The organism is Pseudoalteromonas ardens (assembly GCF_030125445.1).
GTDB classification, from domain to species: domain Bacteria; phylum Pseudomonadota; class Gammaproteobacteria; order Enterobacterales; family Alteromonadaceae; genus Pseudoalteromonas; species Pseudoalteromonas ardens.
In genome coordinates, this window is sequence record NZ_JASJUV010000005.1 from 172,308 (window position 1) to 193,033 (window position 20,726).

21 protein-coding genes and 1 tRNA gene are annotated in these 20,726 nt (G+C 45.6%); 16 read left to right on the top strand and 6 right to left on the bottom strand.

What is annotated here, in order from left to right; all coding sequences use genetic code 11:
• Window positions 1-4: 4 nt before the first annotated feature.
• The gene (locus tag QNM19_RS16240) at window positions 5-1,171 is read left to right on the top strand and encodes an FAD-dependent oxidoreductase (protein ID WP_284026934.1); all 1,167 of its coding nucleotides are present in this window, start codon (window positions 5-7) and stop codon (window positions 1,169-1,171) included.
• A 255-nt stretch (window positions 1,172-1,426) separates the two neighbouring features.
• Here the strand turns inward: QNM19_RS16240 and QNM19_RS16245 are convergent, their stop codons facing one another.
• Window positions 1,427-2,272 carry a LysR family transcriptional regulator gene (locus QNM19_RS16245; RefSeq protein ID WP_049864229.1) on the bottom strand — a complete coding sequence of 282 codons (846 nt, stop codon included), beginning with the start codon at window positions 2,270-2,272 and terminating at the stop codon, window positions 1,427-1,429.
• Window positions 2,273-2,401: 129 nt separating this feature from the next.
• Here QNM19_RS16245 and QNM19_RS16250 point away from each other — a divergent pair, with 129 nt between their 5' ends.
• The 3 genes from QNM19_RS16250 (at window position 2,402) to gcvH (ending at window position 4,606) form a co-directional block, all read left to right on the top strand.
• Window positions 2,402-2,992, top strand: coding sequence for a hypothetical protein (locus tag QNM19_RS16250; RefSeq protein ID WP_049864228.1), 591 nt, complete (start codon window positions 2,402-2,404; stop codon window positions 2,990-2,992).
• A 79-nt stretch (window positions 2,993-3,071) separates the two neighbouring features.
• Window positions 3,072-4,154: a glycine cleavage system aminomethyltransferase GcvT gene (gene gcvT, locus QNM19_RS16255; protein WP_049864227.1), complete on the top strand. Its 1,083-nt coding sequence runs from the start codon at window positions 3,072-3,074 to the stop codon at window positions 4,152-4,154.
• A gap of 62 nt (window positions 4,155-4,216) precedes the next feature.
• A complete protein-coding gene (gene gcvH / locus QNM19_RS16260; RefSeq protein ID WP_049864226.1) occupies window positions 4,217-4,606 on the top strand; it encodes a glycine cleavage system protein GcvH in 390 nt (129 codons plus the stop codon).
• 201 nt (window positions 4,607-4,807) lie between these two features.
• On the opposite strand, the gene QNM19_RS16265 is transcribed toward gcvH, so the two are convergent.
• Window positions 4,808-4,942: a hypothetical protein gene (locus QNM19_RS16265; protein ID WP_275446734.1), complete on the bottom strand. Its 135-nt coding sequence runs from the start codon at window positions 4,940-4,942 to the stop codon at window positions 4,808-4,810.
• A 14-nt stretch (window positions 4,943-4,956) separates the two neighbouring features.
• Between QNM19_RS16265 and gcvP the strand changes: the two genes are divergently transcribed.
• The 6 genes from gcvP to QNM19_RS16295 all read left to right on the top strand — a co-directional run bounded on the left by gcvP (window position 4,957) and on the right by QNM19_RS16295 (window position 11,411).
• The gene (gcvP, locus tag QNM19_RS16270; RefSeq protein ID WP_049864225.1) at window positions 4,957-7,854 is read left to right on the top strand and encodes an aminomethyl-transferring glycine dehydrogenase; all 2,898 of its coding nucleotides are present in this window, start codon (window positions 4,957-4,959) and stop codon (window positions 7,852-7,854) included.
• Between the two features lie 477 nt (window positions 7,855-8,331).
• Entirely contained in the window at window positions 8,332-8,454 is a 123-nt protein-coding gene (locus QNM19_RS16275; protein ID WP_284026935.1) for a hypothetical protein, read from the top strand.
• Between the two features lie 635 nt (window positions 8,455-9,089).
• On the top strand, window positions 9,090-9,890 hold the full coding sequence (locus QNM19_RS16280) for a helix-turn-helix domain-containing protein (RefSeq protein WP_049864224.1): 801 nt from the start codon (window positions 9,090-9,092) through the stop codon (window positions 9,888-9,890).
• Window positions 9,891-9,937: 47 nt separating this feature from the next.
• Window positions 9,938-10,438: a bifunctional 3-hydroxydecanoyl-ACP dehydratase/trans-2-decenoyl-ACP isomerase gene (gene fabA, locus QNM19_RS16285; RefSeq protein ID WP_049864223.1), complete on the top strand. Its 501-nt coding sequence runs from the start codon at window positions 9,938-9,940 to the stop codon at window positions 10,436-10,438.
• A 320-nt stretch (window positions 10,439-10,758) separates the two neighbouring features.
• Complete coding sequence (locus tag QNM19_RS16290) at window positions 10,759-10,935, top strand: hypothetical protein (protein WP_156202248.1); 177 nt, start codon at window positions 10,759-10,761, stop codon at window positions 10,933-10,935.
• Window positions 10,936-11,078: 143 nt separating this feature from the next.
• Window positions 11,079-11,411: a hypothetical protein gene (locus QNM19_RS16295; RefSeq protein ID WP_156202247.1), complete on the top strand. Its 333-nt coding sequence runs from the start codon at window positions 11,079-11,081 to the stop codon at window positions 11,409-11,411.
• A gap of 109 nt (window positions 11,412-11,520) precedes the next feature.
• Here the strand turns inward: QNM19_RS16295 and QNM19_RS16300 are convergent, their stop codons facing one another.
• Window positions 11,521-12,063: a cytochrome b gene (locus QNM19_RS16300; RefSeq protein ID WP_049864221.1), complete on the bottom strand. Its 543-nt coding sequence runs from the start codon at window positions 12,061-12,063 to the stop codon at window positions 11,521-11,523.
• 47 nt (window positions 12,064-12,110) lie between these two features.
• Entirely contained in the window at window positions 12,111-12,818 is a 708-nt protein-coding gene (locus QNM19_RS16305) for a helix-turn-helix domain-containing protein (protein WP_082225413.1), read from the bottom strand.
• Window positions 12,819-13,423: 605 nt separating this feature from the next.
• On the opposite strand from QNM19_RS16305, the gene QNM19_RS16310 reads away from it, so the two are divergent.
• The 6 genes from QNM19_RS16310 to QNM19_RS16335 all read left to right on the top strand — a co-directional run bounded on the left by QNM19_RS16310 (window position 13,424) and on the right by QNM19_RS16335 (window position 18,902).
• Complete coding sequence (locus QNM19_RS16310; RefSeq protein WP_082225412.1) at window positions 13,424-15,064, top strand: methyl-accepting chemotaxis protein; 1,641 nt, start codon at window positions 13,424-13,426, stop codon at window positions 15,062-15,064.
• Between the two features lie 170 nt (window positions 15,065-15,234).
• Window positions 15,235-15,558, top strand: a complete 324-nt coding sequence (locus tag QNM19_RS16315; RefSeq protein ID WP_156202246.1) for a hypothetical protein — start codon at window positions 15,235-15,237, stop codon at window positions 15,556-15,558.
• A gap of 562 nt (window positions 15,559-16,120) precedes the next feature.
• Window positions 16,121-16,480 (top strand): hypothetical protein, encoded by a 360-nt coding sequence (locus QNM19_RS16320; RefSeq protein ID WP_010385216.1) that lies wholly within the window; start codon window positions 16,121-16,123, stop codon window positions 16,478-16,480.
• Between the two features lie 205 nt (window positions 16,481-16,685).
• The gene (locus QNM19_RS16325) at window positions 16,686-17,120 is read left to right on the top strand and encodes an acyl-CoA thioesterase (protein WP_284026936.1); all 435 of its coding nucleotides are present in this window, start codon (window positions 16,686-16,688) and stop codon (window positions 17,118-17,120) included.
• Window positions 17,121-17,490: 370 nt separating this feature from the next.
• Window positions 17,491-18,816 carry a hypothetical protein gene (locus tag QNM19_RS16330; RefSeq protein WP_049864216.1) on the top strand — a complete coding sequence of 442 codons (1,326 nt, stop codon included), beginning with the start codon at window positions 17,491-17,493 and terminating at the stop codon, window positions 18,814-18,816.
• Between the two features lie 10 nt (window positions 18,817-18,826).
• Window positions 18,827-18,902, top strand: a tRNA-OTHER gene (locus QNM19_RS16335).
• Between the two features lie 395 nt (window positions 18,903-19,297).
• Here QNM19_RS16335 and QNM19_RS16340 read toward each other — a convergent pair.
• Window positions 19,298-19,612, bottom strand: coding sequence for a hypothetical protein (locus QNM19_RS16340; RefSeq protein WP_049864232.1), 315 nt, complete (start codon window positions 19,610-19,612; stop codon window positions 19,298-19,300).
• A gap of 346 nt (window positions 19,613-19,958) precedes the next feature.
• A complete protein-coding gene (locus QNM19_RS16345; RefSeq protein ID WP_284026937.1) occupies window positions 19,959-20,702 on the bottom strand; it encodes a helix-turn-helix domain-containing protein in 744 nt (247 codons plus the stop codon).
• Window positions 20,703-20,726: the final 24 nt, after the last annotated feature.

Below are 20,726 nucleotides of genomic sequence, written 5' to 3' on the forward strand. Positions count from 1 at the left end.
AATCATGCAACAAGTACAAGTGTGCATAGTCGGTGGTGGGTGTGTTGGTCTGGCGCTGGCGCTGGGCCTGGCAAAGCACAATGTCTCGGTGATGGTGCTGGATGCTGGTCCAGAGCCGCAGCCACTCAATGAGGCGTATGCCGCGCGGGTCAGTGCCATCAGTTTAGCCAGTCAGAGTTTGTTTGAATCGTTGGGTGTGTGGGACGCAATTAAAGCGCAGCGTGCTACGGCTTATCGTAAAATGTCGGTGTGCGATGCCGATAGCTTTGGCCGTATTCAGTTTAATGCACAGCAGCTGGCTTTACCGGAACTGGGCCATATCATTGAGAATGATGCCATTCGCTATGCTTTATACCAGGCGTTGCAGCAGCACAGTCAGGCAAGTCTGATGTTTGGCAGCCGTTACCAGTCTATTCACCAGACCGACAGCGACGTGCTGATCACGCTGGAACAGGGGATGCCGGTAATGGCTAAACTGCTGGTTGCGGCAGACGGCGCAAACTCCGGTGTGCGTAGTCAGTTTAAGTTGCCGATCAGCTTCTGGGACTACGATCATCATGCCATTGTTGCAACCATCAAAACCGAGCAACCTCACGATGCCACAGCACGACAAGTGTTCCTGCCGGACGGTCCGCTGGCACTGCTGCCTTTATCTGATCCGCATACACAGTCAATCGTCTGGTCTACCGCTCCTGAACATGCCCGTGAGTTAATGGCGATGGACGAGCATAGCTTTAATAAAGCACTGAGCGCGGCCAGCGACCTCCAGTGTGGTTTGTGTCGTGTTCAGGGCGAGCGCGCAGTATTTCCACTAACAATGCGTTACGCACAGCAATGGTTGACGGGTAAAGTGGTGTTAATGGGTGATGCTGCACATACCATCCACCCGCTTGCCGGATTGGGCATGAATCTGGGCCTTAAAGATGCCGCACATCTGATCAAAGCACTCAGCGAAGACAGTGAGGAGTTTGCCTCTCACCGCACACTACGGGAGTATGAGCGCAGCCGCAAACTCGATGCACAAAAGCACATTGCGATGATGCAGGGATTAAAGGAGCTGTTTAGCGGCAGTCACCCACTGAAAAAGTTAGTTCGTGGTGTGGGTCTGAATGTGGTAGATAACCTCGGCCCCATTAAAGACTTATTTGTACAACAGGCCATCGGCGAATAGCAGGTGCTTAAGGGCTACTGTTTGCAAAACAGTGGCCCTTTCAAATCTGACAGATTCATCACCCGGTTATCAAGCTCAACACGCGTTATCTCGTTTTCATTCTCAGTTATCCAGCACCCGCCCAGTCATTCCACACCCACTCTCAGTCATCCAGCACTTGATGCGGGATCTACCAACTGGCGACTCAGGAGTGACACTAACTACACCTATTCCCTCATACGCCACCCGTCATCCCGTAGGTCTCAAAAGCAACGTCTACCCCAAGCGCAGTGCAATAAACTCGGCCAGCTTATTCACCGCGTGCGCAGACTCTTGGGTGTTTTTAACCAGGCTGATACCAATCTGACCCAGCTCGGGCAAAAAGGGCGTTTGCGCCTGGTAACTGAGCGTAGCCGGCACGGTGCTTTTGGCCAGCACGGTGATGCCCAGGCCTTCTTTAAGTGCAGCCGTCAGGCCGGTTAAATCCGCATTACTATATACAATGCGGTATTGCAGCCCGGCCTGTTGCAATGCCTCGATGGCGCGGCGACGATAAATACAGCCTTCCGGCGCCGTCACCAAAGTGACAATTTGTTGTTGCGCTAAAGACAGGTCGCCCACCCAAACCAGCTGGTCCTGCATAAACACCGGATAGTTAGATGAAGCAAGGTCCTCGTTCAGCGCCAGGACTAAATCGAACTGATCCTGTCGTGACACAGAAAGTAAGTGTTTACTGAGTCGGGATTTCACTTCCAGCGCCACATCCGGATATAAAGACACGAAATCGCCGATAATGGCAGGCAGTATACGCGCGGCAAATTCACTGGGGATCCCCAGGCGCACCCGGCCCGTGACGCTCTCTGAGGTAAATTGCTGAATGATCCCATCGTTGAATTGCAGCATTTGCTTGGCCTGAGGCAGCAGTAGTTCACCATACTGATTGAGTACCTGACGTTGGCCCTGTTTTTTAAATAGTTTACAGCCCAGTTGCTCTTCAAGGCGTTTGATCTGCAAACTTACAGCAGGCTGAGAGAGGCCCAGCAGCTCACCGGCTTTGGCAAAACCGCCCACTTCTACCACAGTCACCAGGGTGCGCAGGCCATCAATCGATAAGTTTTTCATATTAATAAAATCAATTTATAAAACCTAAATACATTAATATTATTTATCAAACGATAAATAAATACAATTTGTTGTTGCGCAGGCGGATCCCTATACTTTTCTCCATCTTAATTTCATCAGGATAGTCGCATGATGAGCACGCCAATCATCTTCGCTAAACACCGTCAGGGCACGGTGGCGGCGGAAAATCGTCTTTTCTCGCCACAGGATCTGGTTGTACTGGATTTCAGCGGATTTGAAACCACGCCTTTTCTGAATCAGGAGCTGGGGCTGAACCTCAATAAACTGATGGCGCCCGGACTTGGCGTACAAGGTCTGTTGGTTGGCGGTCATTCTTTTGCTGTGTATTACTTCAGCGAAACAGCCTACCGTTTTGTGCTGAGTGAAAGCGCCGCTCGGGCCCTTTCTGCGCTGGTAAGCAAACATGACAGTGACTACGATATTGAACTGGTCCGTCGCAGCGATCTGGCGATTGCTCAACTGAGCGGTCAGGCGGCGCTTGAGACGGTGCTGAACAGTTTTTCACTGACGCCGGGTTTGCAAATTTCAGATGAACTGGCCTGCTATGGTAAACAAAGTGGCGATGTGTTTGTGACCACTTTAGTACAACAGGGCCAGCAGCACTATCAGCTGATTGCAAATCAGGAATCTTTGAGCCTGTGGCAGGCTCGACTGGCTGAGCAGGGTTTTGCTCATTCAGGCGAACACGCCCCAAATTAACCCCAATCGCCAGTGTTGCGCTGGTGAACACAATCCGGATGTTGCCGGATTGTGTGATGACAATAAGTGAAGAAAGAGTATGACTTCTAAAACAGTACTGCATGCCAAGCACCTAGAAGCTGGCGCGAAAATGGTCGATTTCCACGGCTGGGAAATGCCAATCAACTATGGCTCGCAAATCGAAGAGCACAACGCTGTGCGTGAAGACGCAGGCATGTTTGACGTATCTCACATGACTATCGTTGATGTGAAAGGCACAGATGCACAGGCGTTCCTGCGTAAGCTGGTTGCTAACGATGTGGCAAAGCTCAAAGTAGCGGGTAAAGCACTTTACACCGGCATGCTGAACGAACAAGGCGGCGTGATCGATGACCTGATCATCTACTTCTTCACTGAAACTGAATACCGCTTGGTTGTAAACTCTGCAACACGCGAAAAAGACTTAGCGCACATGAACGGCGTTGCAGCTGACTTTGATGTGGCGATCACTGAGCGTCCAGAGTACGCGATGATTGCGGTACAGGGCCCAAATGCCAAAGCAAAAACAGCGACCATTCTGAGCGATGCGCAAAATGCAGCAGTAGAAGGCATGAAGCCTTTCTTTGGCGTGCAAGCCGAAGAGCTGTTCATTGCCACCACTGGCTACACAGGTGAAGACGGCTACGAAATCGTTGTACACAACGATGATGCAGCGCAACTGTGGCAAAAATTATTAGACGCGGGCGTCCGTCCGGCTGGCCTAGGTGCACGTGATACGCTACGTTTAGAAGCAGGCATGAACCTTTACGGCTCAGATATGGATGAAAGCGTTTCTCCACTGGCTGCTAACATGGCGTGGACCATTGCCTGGGAGCCGGCAGAGCGTGACTTTATCGGTCGTAAGGTGATCGAGCAGCAACGTGCAGACAAGAGCACAGATAAGCTGGTTGGCCTGGTACTTGAGAGCAAAGGCGTTCTGCGCGGCGGCTCTAAAGTTATCGTAGAAGGTGGCGAAGGTGTTATCACTTCTGGTACATTCTCGCCGACGTTAGGCTTTAGCGTAGCTTTGGCCCGTGTACCTCGCTCTACGGGTGACACAGCTCAGGTTGAAATGCGCAAAAAGCTGGTAGACGTTAAAGTGGTTAAACCTTGCTTTGTACGCAATGGTAAGTCGGTTCTGTAACGAACAGAGCATTAAAGAATAACGGGCGATGGCCCACATAAATCGACCAAAGGAACAAAAAAATGAGCAACATTCCTAGCGAGTTAAAGTACGCAACGTCACACGAGTGGGTTCGCGCTGAAGGCGACGGCACTTACACTGTAGGTATCACTGAGCATGCACAGGAACTTTTGGGTGACATGGTATTCGTAGACCTGCCTGATGTAGGTGACGAAGTTGATGCTGGTGAAGACTGCGCGGTTGCTGAGTCTGTTAAAGCTGCATCTGACATCTACGCGCCAATCGGCGGTGAGATTGTTGCTGTTAACGAAGAGCTGGAAGACTCTCCTGAATCAGTAAACAACGACCCTTACGGTGACGGCTGGTTGTTCCGTGTTAAAGCGTCTGACGAAAGCGAGATTGAAAACCTGCTTGACGCAGAAGGCTACGAAGCCAACATCGACGAAGACTAATTCGTTGTAGATACCATAAAAGCCCCCTGTGTGGGGCTTTTATAGTTGCGCCCAGTATAATACCAATTTCACTTAATACCTGTTCAATTTGACGGAGCAAATATGACGCTAACTGTGTTAAAAATTTCTCATTTAGAACAACTAAATAGCAAAATTTTTGCCTGGTTATCGAACATATTTTCTCGCCTCAAAATAGAACACTTAATTAAGCAAATTGGTATAAGGCGTGGCAACACCGTTAAACTCTGTGACTGTTACCAAGGTATTTTCGTCGCACTGTGCATCAAGGTGCAGGTCGTCGAACAACAGTGACACCCCCATTTTTACTTGGATCATAGGAATCTGGACACATGTCAAACGCCAAATCTCTTGAACAACTAGAGCAAAAGCAAGACTTTATTCGTCGCCACATTGGCCCGAGCCCGGCTCAGGTGAGTGACATGCTTGCTGCGCTTGGAGTATCGAGTGTTGAAGAGCTGATCGGTCAGACAGTACCTAGCTCAATTTTGTTAGAGCAAGGCCTGCAAATTGGTGAAAGCCGTACCGAAGTAGAAACGCTGAGCTACTTGAAATCTGTAGCAAGCAAAAACAAGGTCTTCAAATCTTACATCGGTCAGGGTTACCACCCGACACACGTGCCAAACGTTATCTTGCGTAACGTACTGGAAAACCCAGGTTGGTATACTGCGTATACGCCATATCAGCCAGAGATTGCACAAGGCCGTCTTGAGTCTTTGCTTAACTTCCAGACTATGACCATGGACATCACCGGCCTTGACCTGGCCAGTGCGTCATTGCTTGACGAATCAACCGCAGCAGCCGAAGCCATGGCGCTGGCTAAGCGTGTTTCTAAAGCGAAAAAAGCGAACCTGTTCTTCATTGCAGAAGACGTACACACACAAACCATCGACGTCGTCACAACCCGTGCCGAGCAGTTTGGTTTTGAAGTGATCGTTGGCCCTGCAAGCGAGGCGGCAAATCACGAGATCTTCGGTGCCCTGTTCCAGTATCCAACTACGTCAGGTGAAGTGGTTGACATCACGGACATCATCGCACAAGTACAAAGCAAAAAAGCGATTGCCTGTGTGGCCGCTGACATCATGAGCTTAATGCTGCTGAAAGCACCAGGTAAACTGGGCGCAGACGTGGTACTGGGTTCTGCACAGCGTTTTGGTGTACCTATGGGTTACGGTGGTCCACACGCTGCGTTCTTCGCAACACGCGATGCATACAAGCGTTCACTGCCAGGCCGTATCATTGGTGTTTCAAAAGACCGTTTAGGTAACGATGCACTGCGTATGGCAATGCAAACACGCGAGCAGCACATCCGCCGCGAAAAAGCCAACTCAAATATTTGTACAGCGCAGGTACTGCTGGCCAACATGGCTGCATTCTATGCGGTGTACCACGGTCCACAGGGCCTGAAAACCATTGCCGAGCGCATTAACCGTTTTGCCAGCATTCTGGCAATTGGCTTGAAAGCCAAAGGCGTGGCACTGAAGCACGACACCTGGTTTGACACCATCACAGTGGTTGCTAACGACGCAGACAAAGACGCAGTAGTCGCGCGCGCCGTTGCAAACGAAGTGAACTTTGCCATCAACCACGCTGGCGAGTATTCAATTGCACTGAACGAAACCACCACCCGCGGTGACATCGCTGAACTGTTCGACATCATCCTGGGCGAAGGCCATGGCTTAGACGTGGCAGCACTGGACAGTGAAGTGTCAGCAAATGGCATCACGGGTATTCCGGCGAGCCTGGTGCGTGATGACGAAGTACTGACACACGACAACTTCAACAGCTACCACAGCGAAACTGAGATGCTGCGTTACATCAAGCGTCTTGAGAACAAAGATTTGGCACTGAACCACTCTATGATCTCTCTGGGTTCTTGTACCATGAAGCTGAACGCGACCGCTGAGATGATCCCGGTCACCTGGCCTGAGTTCGCTGAACTACACCCATTCTGCCCGCTAGAGCAGGCACAGGGTTATCAGGTAATGATGACTGAGCTGCACGACTGGCTGGTTAACATCACAGGCTACGACGCAGTATCACTGCAACCTAACTCAGGTGCGCAGGGTGAATACGCGGGTCTTATCGCGATTCGTAAATACCACGAGTCACGTGGCGAAGGTCACCGTAACGTCTGTCTGATCCCAAGCTCTGCACACGGTACTAACCCGGCGTCGGCGCAAATGGCCAGCATGAAAGTGGTTGTGGTTGGCTGTGACAGCGACGGTAACATTGATCTGGATGACTTGCGTGCGAAAGCCCAAGACGTATCAGAGAACCTGTCTTGTATCATGGTTACTTACCCGTCTACCCACGGTGTATACGAAGAGGCTATCCGCGAAGTATGTGAGATCGTTCACCAGCACGGTGGCCAGGTTTATATGGACGGCGCGAACATGAACGCACAGGTTGGCGTAACCAGCCCGGGCTCAATCGGATCTGACGTATCGCACCTGAACCTGCACAAAACATTCTGTATCCCGCACGGTGGTGGTGGTCCGGGTGTTGGTCCTATCGGTGTTAAATCACACCTGGCACCATTCATGCCTAACCACAGCGTGATTAAAGTAGCGGGCACCAACGAAGGTAACGGCGCAGTATCTGCGGCACCTTACGGCTCAGCAGCCATCCTGCCAATCTCATGGGCGTACATTGCCATGATGGGCAGCGAAGGCCTGAAGCAAGCCACTGAAATGGCCATCGTGAACGCCAACTACCTGACAGAGAAGCTAAGCAAGCACTATCCGGTACTTTACCGTGGCCGCAACGACCGCGTTGCCCACGAGTGTATTATCGACCTGCGTCCGCTTAAAGAAAGCTCAGGCATCACAGAAATGGATGTAGCTAAGCGTCTGATGGACTACGGTTTCCACGCACCGACTATGTCATTCCCGGTTGCTGGTACCTTAATGATCGAGCCAACAGAATCTGAGTCTAAGGTAGAAATCGACCGCTTCATCGAAGCCATGATCTCTATCCGCGCTGAAATCGCCAAAGTAGAAAACGGCGAATGGTCTATAGAAAACAACCCACTGGTGTTTGCACCGCACACCCAGGCAGACGTACTGGGCAACGAGTGGGATCGCGCCTACGACCGCTTCTACGCAGCGTTCCCGGTTGCATCAGTTGCAAAAGACAAGTTCTGGCCAACGGTAACCCGTATCGACGACGTATACGGCGACCGTAACCTGATCTGCTCTTGCCCGGCTGTAGAGACTTATGCTGAGTAACATTGGTTTGTAAGCCTTGTAATTGCAGGGCTGGCAAATGATGAAAACCGCTCGTTTTAGGACGAGCGGTTTTTTTGTGTTTGTTATCAGGCGATAAGTTAAAGAGCAGGCAGAACTTCGTGTTGTGGCATATCCAATACCCTTGTGGGGTAAATATAATATTATTGCCAATTCATAAATAAATAAGTCTGTGTTTTGAACAGGGGAATGTGAGAATACTTACAGCTATGTACCGTGTATTCAGCAAGTCATTAGGTTTGTATTTTTTAATTTTTCAATTGGTTAGCTTGTTCTGTAAGCTGTGTGGCTGAACCGTTTTTGACCTCTTTACATTATACGGTTGCAATGTAATCTCGCATTGTTAATATGAAATCTACCCTATAAGAAATAACTTATATAGCTCGATGCGATCGCTCGTGCATATTGCGGAGGGGATATTAGTTCTGATAATCGCAAATCGACTTAGAAAGGAAAGATATGAAACATCTGACGGAGCAGCAGCAAAGAGCTGTTAGTGGACATGGTGGTGGCACAGGTTCTCCTATTCCTGATCGCCGCAGTTATCAGAAACCATTAAAGTCTGAGGAAAACGGTGGATAAGCATTAACAATCAGTCTTGTACTTGAGTGTTAACCAGGTTTATTGATTGGCATTTATGCTTAACGTCTGGTGGAATTGGCGAGTTTTACCCTTAGGTTTGTTCACTAGGTGTCGCGGATTGTTAAAGCGGGTAAATACTGCCTTCCACTTTAAGTACGCTTCAATGGTGTGTTTGCTATAACGTCGTAGATACATTTGCTCTTGAAGCATGGGTAGAAAAGGTGGTTTCATGAGCATTCTATTTAACAGAAGAGATACTGGACTATAGACAGTGCCTGGGCTGTTATCCAATAACATTATTACACCCAAATTTGTCCAAATTTCACATAGCTGTGACTTTAAAAGTTGCAATATTTTGTTTACTTTGTGCTTGTTCTACAGGACCAAGAAGTTATGTAATGCAGGCCATAATGTCGGTTTATGTTCCGACATGTTGGGATAGAATGAATTGTTAGGCGTAAAGGAGAAATATGCCAGAATTAGAGTATCTTATTGCGCCTAAGCAGGTTCCAATTCTTTTCGATAATGTAATCAGTTGCTCCTGATACCGGCTCTAGGCTTGTGGAGTCTGGTTAGTTTATTGTGGCGCACTTTATGTCAGGCGTTAGGCTTAACGAGATCTCGGGTTCTTACATATGAATAATATATACAGCCCATTTCAACCAACACTTACTAAGGAAGGTCTTAGGAAATTTGGACTGAAACTGGAATATCTTGAGCCATGTAATGCCTTAAAAGGAATTGTGCATGCGTACTTACAGATAAAATGCAAATGCCCGACCCCGTATTCGGTTATACCCGATGGAACGCAAGCCATATATATGTCATCGCGAGGGTCATTGATAAGTGGCACACAAACAGAATCCAAAGATATTCAGTTGTTCCTGCCGGGAGAATACTTCGGTATTTGGTTTTACCCTGCGGGGTTGAGGCATTTTTTTAAAGTAAATTTGTCTGAGATTTCGGAGCAAATCGTAGATATTAAATATCTTGAGTCAAGGTACTTCGCCTACCTCCATGAACAAATCTATAGTCGTAAGTATTTTTCAGAGAGGGCTAAGATGTGCGACACTTGGTTGTTGAAAAATCACTCTAAGCATCTAAACCTTAGATTTGATAATGCCCTGTCTTTAATATACCAATCTTCGGGTAACGATAGAGTAGAAAGCATTGCTGAGCGTGTCGGTTGGAGTAGCAGAAGCTTAAATCGTCACTTCTTACAGCATACAGGTCTTAATACCAAGACTTTCTCTAGCATTGTCCGGGCACAAAATGTATGTAAACAGTTGTATCGGCAAGCAATAGATGAACAAAAAGGTTCATTAGAGTTTGGGTATTACGATCAAGCGCATTTTATTAAATCATTCAAAAAGCACTTTAAATATCCACCTTCAAAATTTATGGGCCGATTTATGTCCGATTTTTACAATAACTAGGTTGGGAACTCAGTGAAACTGTATCTTTTAACCGTTAGGAGAGATGAATGCAGTTTTCAAATCAACAAGTTGTAGAAATGTCGAAGGGAAAGTTTTTTGGTAAAGGAAATGCCCAACTCCCAAGTTCTTTGATGCTCATGATTGATCAGATCAGTCATATTTCAAACGAAGGGGGAAAATACAATCGAGGGGAGCTAGAGGCGGACCTGAACATACTTCCAGAACATTGGTTTTTTGCGTGCCACTTCGAGGGAGACCCCGTAATGCCTGGGTGTTTGGGGTTGGATGCCTTGTGGCAGCTATTGGGTGTATTTCTAGGATGGTCTGGCCTAGAGGGAAGAGGTAGGGCACTTGGGGTAGGCAAGGTAAAGTTTACTGGACAAATATATCCTGATGCAGGTTCAATTCAATATAAGCTAAACATAAAGCGGATATTTACTCGGCCAATGCCATTGGGTGTCGCTGACGGTTTTGTCATACACGACGGTCGAGTAATATATGAAGCAAATGATCTTAGAGTTGGGCTAATAGGCAAGAATGAAACCTAAAATGACCTAATAAGTGTAAACAGGGCAAGCCAACTACGCGCCTTAGATCGTGGCGCGTATTTAGGGCGACACCCACCCTAAACTGGTACACTGAACCTGTTGCCCAGAATTCAATACATAAAAGACATCGCATTCCTGGAAGTAAATTCGAACAGCTTCGCATTGGCAGTTCAGATTCACTGCCTGCCAAGACAAAGATATTTTTTAGCAGGGGAATAAAGCATTTGAAAATTGTTCTCTCATTAGCAACTGAAGAACGGTGTAATGTGGGGTGGAATAATAAAAATCATTAAATATTAAGGCTTTAAGTGGTTTTTTCAATGTTAGCTATGTTTGTTATTGTTGTACTTGCAATGTTATTTACTTCGCATACGCTTGAATCTCAACTTGTTGAGCTCAAAGGTAAAAATATACATGCGGCCAATCAAGGGCGCTTGGCGTTGTCGCTGTTTAAAAATCAGGTTCAGGAGTGGAAAAATGTGCTGATACGTTCTTAATCAGTTGCAGAGCGAAACTGAGTGCGTAGATGGTGTTTTGGTTAATTTATGATAGCATTATTACGCCCTGTTTTGTCGGTTTACATTCCAACATTTTGGGCGAGACTAAATTATTAACTTTACATTTGTCAGGCGAGGTTTCAGTGAAAAAATTAATTCTTATTATTTTAGCATGGTATCCCTTTAGCACTCTTGCATTAGAGGAAAGCTCGCTTTCTTACATTAATCTAATGCAAGTATATCCAGACTATGGAGGTGGAGATTTTATTTTTACAATTGATACGCCAGCTCCGAAGTGCAAAGGCTATTGGATTAGCAAAAACAGTCCTGCGTACGATGTTGCATCAAGTATGGCTTTGGCAGCATATCATGCAAACACAAAGGTAATCGTATTTGGGCATGAAGAACCTTCTGCAAAATGGGTTGGTTCAACGACTCATTTTTGTAAAATCTACACAATTGTTTATAAAAAATAAGCTAATATAAATTGTAACAAGTTTTGGGAGACACCCACCGATATCTGTCCCCTTTTGTGGAGGAAAGTGGCAACTTTGGATGGGTGTCTTTGACTTTCTATTTGATTTTCTAGGTCATTCTTCGAAGGATGCGGTCTTTCAACCAGAATTGGTGATATAAAACCGCCGTAAAATGCAATGCGAAGAGAAAAATCAGTGCATAGCTTGAGTAGATGTGGACGGATGTCATCACGGCGGCAAGGTCTTGGTGCGTACCAAAAACAGGTGGAATAGTTACGATAGAAAAATAGCTGAATGCCACCCCATCTAAAGCTGAACCAAGCCACCCGCTGATAGGTGTGATAAGCGCCAGTGCATACAAAGAGAAATGCGCTGCAAAAGCAACTTTTTTGAGGTGCGCTGTATTTTCAGAGCTTGCTGTGGCACTATTTAATGCTCGCCAAACAAGTCGTGGAAGCATTAATATTATGACTGTTAGGCCAAAGTTGGCGTGCCACCCAATGAGTTGCTCGAACTGTTCCCATCCAGAGTCGGTATCAAGATCAACCCATATCCACCAGATGCCAATAGCCATTGCTGGAATAATAAAAAAAGCACTTGCCCAGTGAAACACTTTCGCTAGTTGCCCATACCCCTGGTTATCAATTTTCAATGTTGTTCTCCTTGTTAATTAGGTTGATAACCAGTCGGCGGCCACATTTAATCTTGTCGACTAAGTAACCACGTTATTCTGTTTATCAACGGTCGTATTAAAAATTCTGCGAGCATCACCGCATACAGCAAGCTTTGCATCGAGAACAATATGTCATTCAGCGACATTGAATTGTTGGAAGTTTGGCTTCCGTAAAAGCCAGCCTCGACTACTTCGGTCAATGTCCAAATCACACCGGCGGTATAGCAATAAACCAGTACACGTCGTAGTACTGGCAAATGCGCCTGAGCCAGCAGTTGATCTTGTGGCTGTTTGAATATCCAAACAACCGTGCCAAGTGCATTCACTGTTGCTTGAAAGCCACTGCTCATCATAGATAAACCAAAAACCGTCAAACCGATGAATAATGCATTCATCGGATTGATGAAAATCTCAGGGTTCTTCCATTCCCATGCGACAAGTAAACTGAACAACCCCAAAATACTTAACAACCCAACTATCCCACCGTAGTTAAGTGTGCCATCACCCACTTTCTCAGGATAATCATGTAATAATTCGGATGGCGTCATGTTTAGGGCGGCCGCGATAGCTAGCTTTGACTCAACTGAACATTTACCTTCTTTTTCAATGCGTTGAATGGTCCTCAGACTCAAACCTGTTATGGACGCTAGTTTTTCCTGAGACCAACCATTTTCAACACGCATTGATTTGAGCTTGGTTGGAGACACCATCGATTTAACCGCTTCTTGCATCATAAATACCTCACAGACCTAATTTTTATAGCTAACAAGAGTATGACAGCGCTACGACAAACGTGTGTCATTAGCCGCCAAATAGAATGAAGTATTGAAAATTTGTCCCCTTTTGTGGAGAGTGGGTTCAACTTTGGATGGGGGCCTTTGATTTTATTGGTTATATTTTGGGAGACACCCACCGATATCTCCCACCGATATTTGTCCCCTTTTGTAGAGGAAAGTCGCAACTTTGGATGGGTGATTTAGATGGACGCTCCTAAATCGGCGTCAATGCGCCAAACTGAAAGTGATATTTACAGTTAAAAGGAGCATCCATCAGTAAAGTTAGCGCACTATCCATTAATCTTGTTTGCTTTAGTGCTGCTTTAGTGCTGCTTTAGGGCTGCTTTAGGGCGACACCCATCCTAAACTGGCGCACGGAATCTGCTGCCCAGAATTCAATACATGAAAGACATCGCAATCCTGGAAGTAATTTCGAAGAGTTTCGCATTGGCATTTCAGATTCACAGCCCGCCAAGACAAGGCTATTTTTTGGCAGCGAAATAAAGAGTTTGAAAATTGTTCTATCCTTAGTAACTGAAGATCGGTGTAGTGTGGGGTAGGCTATGAAAAGCTCCTTAAAGGTGAAGCTGTTAGGTCCAATGTCCGCAATGTTAGCTATGTTTGCTATTGTGGTGCTTGCAATGTTATTTACTTTGCATACGCTTGAATCTCAATTTGTTGAGCTCAAAGATAAAAATATACATGCGGCCAATCAAGGGCGCTTGGCGTTGTCGCTGTTTAAAACTCAGGTTCAGGAGTGGAAAAATGTGCTGATACGTTCTAAATCAGTTGCAGAGCGAAATAAATATTGGCAGCGTTTTTTAAACTCAGAAAATGAAGTAAAAGGTGTGCTCGAAAGCATCGCACAATCAGAACAGCATTCGACAACGCTTAAAACACTGATCGCCAAAATATTAAAAGACTATGGTGATGCCACACAAAAATACAAAGCAGGCTATGATATTTTTCTGTCTTCCGGCTTAAACATAGAAACGGCTGATCAACATGTTAAAGGTATAGACAGATCCCTCAGTGAATCACTGGTGGATCTTGTTCAAAAGATAGATGAGGGTGTGGATGCAGACTTTGCAAATTTGCAGACGTTTTCATCTCGTACTAGCTATACAGTGAGTTTGATCAGTATGTTGACTGCGGTTGTTGGGGTTGCTTTTGTTTTATTATACATTCAAAAAGTAATTGTCAGGCCAATTGGCGATCTCAACGAAGTATTAAAAGCGATTGCGGAAGGGGATTACACAAAAAATATTTCGCATAAATCAAATGATGAGATAGGAGAGCTGGTCAAGAGTGCGCGATACATGCAGGAAAAGCTATCTGACAGTGTCGGGCTTATTAATTTAGTTAACCATGAAGTGAGTACCGCATTTGCTCAACTATCGGAAATCTCCGACGAAATTGGTAACAGCTCAGTTTCGCAAAGCAAAATCGTCGATAGTTTAAATCAAGCCACAGCACGTTTATCTACTATTGCCGAGCAAAATAAAATGGACTCAAAACAGGCGTTTGATTCCTTCAAATCAACCAGCGAAGCGACAGCGCAATGCGCCGCTTCTCTGGACTTAGCAGACAAAGGGATGGGTGAGCTGGTTGGAGAGATGCAAGCAATTGCGGGTAATATTGAGCAGTTAGAGAGCCGCTCTTCTGAAATTGTTAACGTGTTGCAAGTTATTCAAAATATAGCAGAGCAGACCAACTTACTGGCACTGAATGCGGCAATAGAAGCCGCCAGAGCGGGTGAACAAGGGCGAGGTTTCGCGGTGGTAGCCGACGAGGTCAGAAGCCTTGCTACACGCACTCAAAATTCAACACTCGAAATAAAAGATATTATCGACGGCACTTTGCAAAGCTCTCAACAAGCGGTGAGCGCGATACAATCCGGCCTGTCCAAAACAACGCAAACCGCACAATCGGTTGCTCAAGTGAGCAGTGTACTGAGCCAAACCTCAACGTCATTTGATAGCCTGATCACGGTGACCCATTCTGTGGATGACAATGCCGTGCGCCAACAAGACATTTCACAAAGTATTGTTGAAGACGTCGCGCAAATGCTGGTGATTTCTGAAACGCTGGAGAAAATGGCACAAAGCGATGAGGTCTCTGTTGCAGTAAACAAAGCATCGGTTGATTTGCAATCTTTGGTTGAGCGACTGTCAACCAATAAAGGTGAGGTGAGCTTGTTTTGACTATGCACCCTGAGGGGCGCTCAAAGGTTTGAGGGCCCTTACTGGCGTTGGGTAGTTCTTACTTCAAATAATGATGTCGCAGAGAAGTGTCTGCCAGAAGCAGAGACGTTTAGGGCAACTCACTCATTTAACGCTAGTGTAAAGCACAGCTAGTTGAGTTGGGAGGAAATATGATGTTTAAAGTGTTAGTTGTGCTGTTACTTTTAACTTCGAGTAATGCAATGGCTTTCAAGTGGGGAGCAAAGACAAAAATAACGGGTTATTACGTATACGCTGATGGAGAAGCTTTCATTAATGTAGAAACAAAAGAAAACCCCGACAACTGTGCTGATGGTAGCTATTTAGTTTTGGATAATAAATCGCCTAACTTCAATGTGTTGTATTCCACTGTATTAACTGCATATGCTGGCCAACAAACTGTGACGCTCAATTATAGTGGGTGCCTGGGAAGGCACCCTAAGATCATTAGTATCGCCGTACCAGGAGTATGGTGATTCCTGCAATGCAGTGTGGGGCTGTGTCCGTTCAAATAGTATGGTCTCCACATAGCTAAAACTAAAATAGCTTCCGACCCTGTCAGGTTTTGAGTTGTGTTTGAAGTAAATCAGCGATAACCAATCGAACTGTTGTGAAGCGACCCGGCGTAATTAGTTTCATTGTAATGGATTTAGTTGCGGGGCTAATGTGAACTGGTGCGACAGCGCCAGTGCATTTATGTATGCCAATAATTCGTGAGATTGGTCAGCTGACTGTGTTCACTTCCTTTTCCAAATCAGGCGTCCCTACAAATCTTCTGGGTTTCAAAAATGTTGAATGCCTGGTGTCGTCATAAGTAACTTAGCAAGAGCTACAGCAGCCCAGTGTAATAGGATTAAATGTACCTGCCTACTCATGTCGTGATACAGTTCCGTTTTATTTAATAAAAATAACAAGATGCATAATACCGAGCGATGTTTGCTGCCAGTAAGTTTACACTTGCAAATATAGCCTTCGGGCTTCGGCAGCGGCGTTCAGTCTTATGCGTCGGAATACATTGTTCAGCTGGATTAAGGAAATATGAAAAAGAAAATACTCGTACTTTTTACCTGTATGCTGGTCAGTACCAGTGCATTTGGTAAATATATCACTCATTTAAACTCTAATGGTGTTGAAATTACCAGGTTTTTTACTCATGAAAATGGTGCTGTCAGCCTGTATATATCGGGTGCTGTAGACAATCTGGACAAGTGTACGTCGACATTCAGAGTGTATATTCCTCACGATCTTCCTGGGAAAGATATAATGGTTTCCAGCGCATTAGCAGCGTTTGCATCCGGCAAAAAAGTTGGTTTCCATGGTTCAGGCTGCCGTACTACCTCTTTTTGGGGAGGAACACAAGATGTACCGGTCGTAGATAATATGTGGATCATAAAGTGAGCATAAAACAGTTATGCATGATGAGTTTTACAGGCCCCTGGTAGTATGAGCTTTCAACTCTGTTGCAGTCAGAGCTTAAATCCAGTGGAGAAGCTCTGACACTGTCACTCTGATCTGTTAGTCGTTAGATGTATCCCATAGTGCTTGTTGCTGGTACGATGAGTTGATACTCTCAGAGTCAATTATCATAATGACAGGCAACATCATGCAGGAATTTTTCGAGAAGTTTGAAATTAAGACCAAAATTAACGTTGTATGGGGTGAAATGGATGCGCTAGGGCATGTGAACAACGTATCGTACTTTCGTTATTTTGAAACCGCACGGATCGATTTTTTAAAGCAAACTGGACTGCTTTCTATCTTATCAGAACCTACCCACAGTCCTGTACTGCGCGATACGTATGCCCAATACAAACGACCAGTTACTTTTCCGGATACCCTCTATATTGGTTCGTATATTACCGACATCAAAGAAGATCGTTTCACCATGCGTTATGAAGCGTTTAGTGAGTCACAGCAGGCAGTATGTACAACGGGGTATGCGAATGTGGTGATGTTTAATATGAAAACAGGGCAAAAATCGCCAATACCAGAGAATATGTTGTCGATACTTAAGCAATATGAGATGGACGGTGAGTAACAGGAACGGGCTGTTTGCTGAGCCTGTTTCTGTGCAATTCTGCTAACTGGATGCGGTTAGCTTTTTCTCTTGGGGCTCATCTATGGGCCGCTCTTTTAGCTACGAGTTATTTGGTGCTCTTGCAATGGTGAGCGTGTAGCGCCCGCTGTCATTTGAAGCCGCCTTGCCCAAACATTGCCAATGATACTGACTGTTCTTGTATTCCCTCGTCACCGCTTTTTGATGGCATATGATGTATGATCAATTTACTATTCTTAGGATAAAAGTGTTGCCTGGTTCGTTTAATGGATGAGTGAAATGGCCCTTAAAAAGAAGCTTAATAATTAAATAATTCCTGAAGTCGTATGTCGTGAACAATGTAGGTAAGATTATGTATAGCAAGCAATTTAGAACGCTCTTTACATCGCTCAATAGCCGGAAGAGGCCTGAAGATATAGCGCAGGTGATACTAGAATTGCCCGAGCTGCAATTAACGCAAGAAACGATGAGTAAGCTTAAATTGGCCGCTGAGGGCGCATTGTCAAATAATCAATTTGGTTACTCGTCAATGTCCGATGAGTTTTTCAATCCCATAGGATGTGAAAAGCAATTGAGCAAAGGCAAAGAGCTATTTCCGTCCGTGGTGTTTGACACTGATAATGGAGCGCTTCCGCAGCATGCAGATACACTGATTGAACAAGCTTGCCCTATATTAGGGGGAGCGCCATCCAAGTTAGACTTTAAACATGACAGGCTAAACAAGCTTGAAAGAAAAGCGGCAAATCTGGATATATCTAAACGACAGTACAATAAAAAATTCAGATATTTGCGCAGGCTTCAAGCGAAAAGAGCCCGCCTTGCCAGGGAGCATAAAAAAAGAGAGTTTACGCTGATAAGCAAATCTGGGCTGGCCTTTACAATTGATGAACACCACTTTTTCGATGACGCTTTGACGGCTGCGTTTATTGCTTACTACGTGGCCAGATGCAATTTAAGAAGTGAATATACAACCGATAAACAACAAAGGCCTTACGATGAAATAGCAGATCAGCTATTTCAGGATTGTATGCGATCCAACTCTACAAATTGGTGGGCAATAAGCCATGTTTATCCCGCGCCATTTGTGCTTGGTAAGTTAACCGATGAACAGAAAGGAAAGATGCTGGGTACCTGGTATTCAGTGCTGTGTGAATTAGCGGAATTTTTGAAGGAGCTTTGGGGCAATTCTGACATTTCCAGAAAGACAATGATCGTAAAACGCGGAAATGACTCAACGACATGGAACAACACCGCAGGTGCATGGAATAAAGTGCGCGATGCCTGGTTCAGGTTTCTTTTTGATTTGGGTATGCAAGATATTGTTGATGTTTTATGCCCTGGAAAAGTACTGAGATTAATGGCCGCGGATGTTGTTGCATGGCACCATCATGAAGAAGGGACACTTGAAGTGGATACCAAAATCTGGAATGAAGTGCCGTTGCCCTGGGAGGTCCTGTCTGGAGAGGCTGAGTGTAGCAGGCACTTCGTGGAGCGTGTGTGTCGTCGCTATGGCGTTGATCCGGTGCATAAAGGCTGGACGGCACCACCACCTGAGATGAAAGTCGCCAAGTATAGATTAACGCCGGAGCTTGTTCATGGTGTTACAGTCTCAAACCCAAGTCTGGCAAAAGTATTAAAGAAGGCTGGTGTTTTTTCAGGAAAACCTGTAAAAGACTAATCTGATTGTCTCCGAGGTAGCTCAGTGGTAGAGCGCCCGGCTCGTTTTCCGGGTGGACGTAGGTTCGAGCCCTGCCCTCGGAGCCACATTTCAGACAATGTCTGTGAATCTCCTGCTATACAACCGAAGTGTCTGTATATGTTTTAATACAGCACCCGTTTCATTGAGTCACAACAGAAGGTTTCATAGTTTCAAAGGCATCAACGGATATGAATTTTCGTGAAACGATGAAACGGGCCGAGCTCGAGGCTGTTGCCGCCGCACTGGGAAATGTCGCCAGTGAAGTTACTTCATTTTTAAATGGTGTGCCAAGAATATTGCGTTCACAATGCGTCAGGCGTAAAACCACCAGGACGGTATGCAGACATTTATCTCAGTACTTAGCATCACAGGAGTTTGTTTTGGCAAACTCCTGAGCAAGGCGACTCTTTGAGACGCTGCGTGCTAGTCTCTTTCTAACTCGCAACCAGCAGTGTTTACCTCAATGTACGGTAATAGGGAGATCATTAACCACTAACGATTGACCGTTTTTCTGGGCACGCTGAAAACTGGATATCAAAACGTCGTTCGATAAGCTGTTAATGTCTTCAACTTCTTCCACCATACAAAACATAATGGATTCCCACCCTAAGTCCTTAATAAAGGTCTTAAGCTGATGCATATTGTCCTGATAGTTTTCATCGGTTGTTAAGAGGCCAATGGAGTGTTTATTGCCGAGTTTGTACTTCCCTGTATGAGAGGTTGAACATTTCGCATATCCGCTTAACACATAAACCGTATTGGTGCTTTTATTCATGTTGGTGACATTCTCTGGTTTGACTTTGATCCATTTATGCATTTTTTGAACCAGGCTTTGCAGTATGCTGATGTCGCTTTTCTACGCCTTGAAAATAGAGGATAAAAAACCACTGTCAGATGGCATCTGTGGAGGAGGACACGATAAGTGTCAATTTTCTGTGGTTCTGCTGGGAATAAATACAATGCACTGACGGTATCAGCATCTGGCTTTAGTTGATGCGAAGTGGTTGGCTGAAAACGTATTCTCCAAATAATGGCGTAAAGTTGAAGGAAGCATACCCCCTCAAGCAAGAGAGTACTTCATAATCTGAACTGCCGACGTAAAGGGGCATAAACGTGCCGGGTTACTTAACCAGGTTTTTAGCTTGCGTGATACTCATGCCAAATGTAGATCGAAAAGTACGACTAAGATGCGCGCTGTCAGAAAACCCTGCCATGTAGGCTGCGTCTGTTGCGGACTTACCTGTTACGAGTGCTTGTAGTGCACAAATCAATCTTCGCCACAACAGAAAAGGGCGCCACGCAATACCAACCTGATCTTTGAAGATGTGCAGAAATCGACTTTCTGACAGGTTAAGAGTTTGTGCAACGCTAGCTGCACGCCAGCGTTCTGGCTTAATACAGTCGGCCACAAAACAGGCATCCAGGTTTTCAAGTAACCTCTGGATACGTTCATCAGCGACAGAGCTCTGATTACAGTTCAGTAAAGTTTGTTCAATTGACATCACTCGGAGTATTGGCGCAACAAGCTGAAAAGCGCTTTCTTTGTCAATAGGGGGATGCGCCTTGTCGTCAGCGTTAAGTTCAAAGGAAACCATAGACTGACCTTGTAACTTTGCTTCTAACTGTTCTCCTAACAGGCTGTGTGGCTCCACTAATAAGATCCATCCTTTGGACATTTTAAGGCAATGACTGTGTTTAGACGCGATCACGACCAGGCCCTGGATCGTCTCTCCATTTAATTCAGAGGATGAGTCACAACATGGCCATACTAGCTGTATAGCAACATGCTGGTGATAGTTGGCATCTAACTGTGAGCCGTAAATGAGCACAAGGCCTGTGTCTATCCATACATTGGAGGTTATCACACCAATCGTCTCCGGGTTTTTTTT